This window comes from Acetobacter okinawensis JCM 25146 (assembly GCF_000613865.1).
In the GTDB taxonomy this organism is placed as follows: Bacteria; Pseudomonadota; Alphaproteobacteria; order Acetobacterales; family Acetobacteraceae; genus Acetobacter; species Acetobacter okinawensis.
Map to the genome: position 1 here is coordinate 1 of NZ_BAJU01000076.1, position 4,910 is coordinate 4,910.

The 4,910-nt window shown below is 61.1% G+C and carries 3 protein-coding genes and 1 pseudogene; 2 read left to right on the top strand and 2 right to left on the bottom strand.

The window, feature by feature from the left end; genetic code table 11:
* A pseudogene (locus JCM25146_RS20120) lies at positions 1-977 on the top strand (lytic transglycosylase domain-containing protein); the annotation flags it as partial.
* Positions 974-1,465: a transglycosylase SLT domain-containing protein gene (locus JCM25146_RS24305; RefSeq protein WP_242401186.1), complete on the top strand. Its 492-nt coding sequence runs from the start codon at positions 974-976 to the stop codon at positions 1,463-1,465. The pseudogene JCM25146_RS20120 and the gene JCM25146_RS24305, both read left to right, overlap by 4 nt.
* 220 nt (positions 1,466-1,685) lie before the next feature.
* Here the strand turns inward: JCM25146_RS24305 and JCM25146_RS15330 are convergent, their stop codons facing one another.
* A complete protein-coding gene (locus tag JCM25146_RS15330; RefSeq protein ID WP_025829119.1) occupies positions 1,686-2,987 on the bottom strand; it encodes a hemolysin family protein in 1,302 nt (433 codons plus the stop codon).
* Positions 2,988-3,305: 318 nt separating this feature from the next.
* Positions 3,306-4,454, bottom strand: coding sequence for an adenosyl-hopene transferase HpnH (gene hpnH / locus JCM25146_RS20125; RefSeq protein ID WP_148299122.1), 1,149 nt, complete (start codon positions 4,452-4,454; stop codon positions 3,306-3,308).
* Positions 4,455-4,910 lie beyond the last annotated feature (456 nt).

The following is a 4,910-nucleotide window of genomic DNA, read 5'->3' on the forward strand; positions in this document are numbered from 1 at the left end:
CGGCCCCGTCCACCGAGCATCTGGCCCCCGCCCATGCGGCACTGGCTGCGGGGCCGTTGCAGGAGTTCACCCGTAACCCCCTGCTTGACCGCACCTTGCGTGAGCGGACCAGCGCGGGGCTAAAAGGCGTGCACAGCGCTCTGCACCTGATCAGCATTACACCGGGCATGACCCCCGCCTACGCTGCCCAGCTTCAGGCAGAAACGGCACAGGCCATGCTGGCCTCGGGCGAAGTTGACCTTGCGCTGGACATCAGCCGCACGGCCAACACTGTTTCCCACGGGCGTAATGCGCTGGCAGGCTATGTGACCGGGCTGGCTCTGTGGCAAAAAGCCGCCTACGCCGAGGCCACGCCGTTTTTTGAGCGCGCCTCCCACGCGCCACGGGCCACGCCGGATATGCGCGCCGCAGCCGCCTTCTGGGCCGCACGCACGCATGAAAAAGCCAACAATGCCCGCAGCCAGCACCTATGGCTCCAGCATGCGGCAACCTTCCCCCGCACATTCTACGGGCTGCTGGCCAGCACCATGCTGCGCAATGCCGCCACACCCCACAAGCTGAGCGAACGCCACGGTCTGGCAAGTTTTGCACAGCTTGAAAGTGCTGCGGCCACCACCAGCCAGAGCGCTGCCTCCGCCCCGGTGCTGACGGAAATTGATATTGAAGCCGTGGGCAATACCGAGGTCGGCCACCGCGTGTTTGCCCTGCTACAGGTTGGCGAGCAGGACATAGCGGAAAACGCCATGCGTCGCGCATGGCCGGCCCTGCATGACCTTGCACTGGCCCGCTCCTTCCAGCTTGTAGCCGATGCCGCCGGACTGCACGACCTTGCGCGCGAGATGGAGGAGTCCCTGCACAGTCAGGCCTCCAACGCGCAGACCATGGACGATGCCCCCCTGCCCCAGCTGCGCCCGCGCAACGGTTTTACCATGGACTGCACTGGTTTACGCACTGGCACGGGTGGAATCCAACTTTGACGCCCACGCCGTATCGGGCGCAGGCGCACATGCTGATGCAGATCCGCCCCATTACCGCCGACTTTGTGACCAGCGCATCGGCCACCACGCCCAACCACCGTTTTGAGCGTGCCGCCTCCGCCCTGCATGACCCCAGCCTTAATCTGGAAATCGGGCAGCGCTACGTGCAGTATCTGGCCAAACGCACCCAGCAGGCCAACCATACCGAAGCACGCGGCGGGGACATGATCCGCCTGCTGGCCAGCTATAACGCAGGCCCCAATGCACTGGCGCACTGGGAAAATATGGCCGCCTCCTCCGACGACCCACTCCTGTTCATGGAGCTGCTGCCTAATCAGGAAACCCGGAACTACGTCCACCGGACCCTGACCTACCTGTGGCGCTACGCTGCCAAAATGAAGCTGCCAGCCCCATCGCTGAGCGCTCTGGCACACGGTACATGGCCCGACTTTGCTGATGAAACCGCACTGGCCCGTACCCTGCACTAACCCCACACCCCACCACAGGCCCGCAGGTCATGGGAGCACTGGCGCCACACCCATCATGTGGCCGGGGGTGCCTGACGACCTGACGAGCCCATACGACAAAGGGGCGCGGCCAATGCCAGCGCCCCTTTGTCGTATGCTCCCCACTACTCTGGTAGCCTCCCCGCAATGCCGCACAACCTTGAGGCTGCGCGGGCATACGGGCCAGCAGGGCAATGTGGCCTCAGTTCTCCGCCAGTGCCTGACGGCTGGCCCGCACGCGGGCCACGCGGCGGCCCTCTACCTCCAGCACCTCAAACAGCCAGCCATCGTAGGCTACCTTGTCCCCCACAGCGGGAACACGCCGCAGCAAGGCCAGCAGCAGCCCCCCCAGCGTATGGTAACTGCCCTCCTGCGGCAGGGAGCGCAGGCCCAGCATGTCCTTGATCTCGTCCACCGATGCGGTGCCTTCCAGAGCAATCACCGCATCAGGGGCGGGAATGTTGGCGGCATGGTGGCTGGACTGGGGCTGCTCGTGCGAGGTTTCGCCCACAATGGCGTCAAACAGGTCGGCAGGGGTGACCACCCCTTCAAACGCCCCGTATTCATCCAGCACAAAGGCCATGCCCAGACTGATGCTGCGCATACGCTCCAGCATATCGAGTGCTGAAATACTGTCTGGCACCACCACCATGGGGCGCATCCCTGCCTCTATGGAGACAGGCATACCCTCCAGCACGCGGTCCAGCATGTCCTTGGCCAGAATAACCCCCACGGGGTTGTCCACCCCGCCCTCGCACACCACAATGCGGGCGTAGCTGGTCTGCTTGAGCAGTTGCACCAGTGCCTCGCGCCCGGCGTGGCGGTCTATCCAGCACAGCTCATTCCGCGGGGTCATAATCGCGCGAACAGGCCGGTCCGCCAGCCGCAGGAGCCGCTCGATCATGCTGCGCTCCTCATGCTCCAGCACGCCCAGACGGGCGCCCTCGGCAATGTAGGCCTTGAGTTCTTCTTCCGTCAGGTTCTGGTTGACCGCATCGCTCGCCCCCATCAGACGCAGAACCATGTTGGAGGAGGCCCGCAGGAGCAGGACCACAGGCCCGGTCACCTTGGCCAGAAGCTCCAGCGGCATGGCCAGACGGGCTGCCATTTTTTCCGGCTCACGCAGGGCAAGCTGCTTGGGCACCAGCTCCCCCAGCACCAGCATAATGGCGGTAATGAATACCACCACAACCACCATGGAAAGCTGCGAGGCAAAGGGCCGGAGAACGGCAAAGCGCTCCAGAATGGGAGTCAGATGCGCCTCAATCTGCACCCCGCCAAACGTGCCTTCCAAAATGGAGACCAGCGTCATGCCCACCTGCACCGTGGGCAGGAAAATCTGCGGGTCCTCGGCCAGCCGCATGGCCCGCTCGGCCCCACGCACGCCGTTTTCCTGCAACTGCGCCAGACGCGGCTTGCGCACGGAGATCAGCGCCAGTTCGCCCATGGCAAACACGGCATTGAGGAAAACCAGAAAGAAAATGACAAGAATGGAAAGTGCCATGGATAAAACCAACACGCCTTTATGCTGTAGCGGGCTTTGCGCAACAAATGCCCCTGCCGCACACGATAAGGGATGATCCAGCCCGAGACCAGCACCGAACATGCGACCCACCCCACCTGTCAGGCCCATGCAGGGGGTGTATGCCTGACCATCGGATAAAGCGGACCAAATCGGTATTCTTTTTACGGCAGACACAAAAAAACGGCTCCCGAGGGAGCCGTTCCTTATCATGCATAACCGATTCGCTCTGGGCAGGATCAGTCTGCCGCAGTGCTCTGCTCTGCTTCAACAGGCTTTTGGGCCTCGTCATTCGCACCTTCAGTGCGTACGACCTTGACGCGGGGACTTGGCAGGCTTGCGCGCGGCAATAGCCTCCATCTGCTCTTCCACCTGTTTGGAGAACACGTACTGGGCAGGCCGCTGGTTAGCCAGAGAGATTTCCGGCACCATCGGCTTTTCGGTTTCCGGCCCGAACAGCGCCACCTTGGCAATGTGCCACGGACGGCGGACAGCATCCATCACGGCGGTGGATTCATAGCCGGAGTGGACCATGCAGTCGGCGCATTTTTCGTAGTTGCCGGTGCCGTAGTCGTCCCACTTGGTGTCTTCCATCAGCTCACGGAAGGACTTGGCGTAGCCTTCGCCCAGCAGGTAGCACGGGCGCTGCCAGCCAAACACGTTACGCAGAGGCTTGCCCCACGGCGTGCAGTGGTACTGCTCGTTACCAGCAAGGAAGTTGAGGAAGAGCGGAGACTGCGTAAACCGCCATTTTTTGCCCTTACCCAGACGGAATACGTCGCGGAAGAGCTGCTTGGTCTTCTGGCGGTTGAGGAAGTGCGCCTGATCAGGGGCACGCTCATAGGCGTAGCCCGGTGCGGTCATGATCCCGTCCACGCCCATAGCCATGACTTCATCAAAGAAGTTGGCCATACGCTGGGGGTCTGCCCCGTCGAACACGGTGCAGTTGATGGACACGCGGAAGCCGCGCGCCTTGGCCTTTTTAATGGCCGCAACAGCCCGCTCGTACACCCCGTCCTGGCAGACGGAGGCATCGTGCATGGTTTTGTCACCATCCAGATGCACATCCCATGAGAAGAAGGGAGATGGCTCGTAGTCATCCATCTTCTTTTCAAGCAGCAGGGCGTTTGTGCACAGATAGACGTATTTTTTACGTGCGATCAGCCCACGGATAATTTCCGGCATTTCCTTGTGCAGCAGCGGTTCCCCGCCTGCTACGGCAATGACGGGCGCGCCTGCTTCCGCATCCGCGTCCAGACATTCCTGCACGGTCATGCGCTGGTTGAGAATAGCCGCCGGGTAATCGATTTTTCCGCAGCCTGCACAGGCCAGATTGCAGCGAAAAAGCGGCTCAAGCATGAGCACCAGCGGATAGCGCTTGCGCCCCGTAATATGCTGTTTGACAACGTAACTGCCGACCCTGACGGCCTGCATTATCGGTACGGCCATAAACCCCCGCTTCGGCGCATCCACTTAACGCCCGTATCGTGACTGGTAGTTAAGGACAAGTCAGTATTGAGTATGTCCATTCAAGCGCGCGACCAGACCTGTAACCGGCTTGGCCTGCTACTCCACCAGTGGACTGTTTGCAGGAGCAGCAGGCGCGGAACGGGTAGTGCCACGCGTGCATGAGGTATTCGCCTGCATATAGGTGGCCTTGTTTGTCAAGCTCAAGTCTTTTTCAACACCCGTTGCAAAAAGGACACAGTCGGCAGTGACTTTTGTTTCCGTGCTTGCGTTCTTTCACAAAACATTAAACCAAACCCCATTGGTTCGCGATGTCTGTCGGCATGTTAACGCGATGTAAGGCACGCCGGGGAGCGCCACACACTGCCTTTAAGGGGCGGTTGTGCGCCGTTTCACGCTAAAAGAAGATGGAAACAATCGCATGGACAGTTCTAAAAA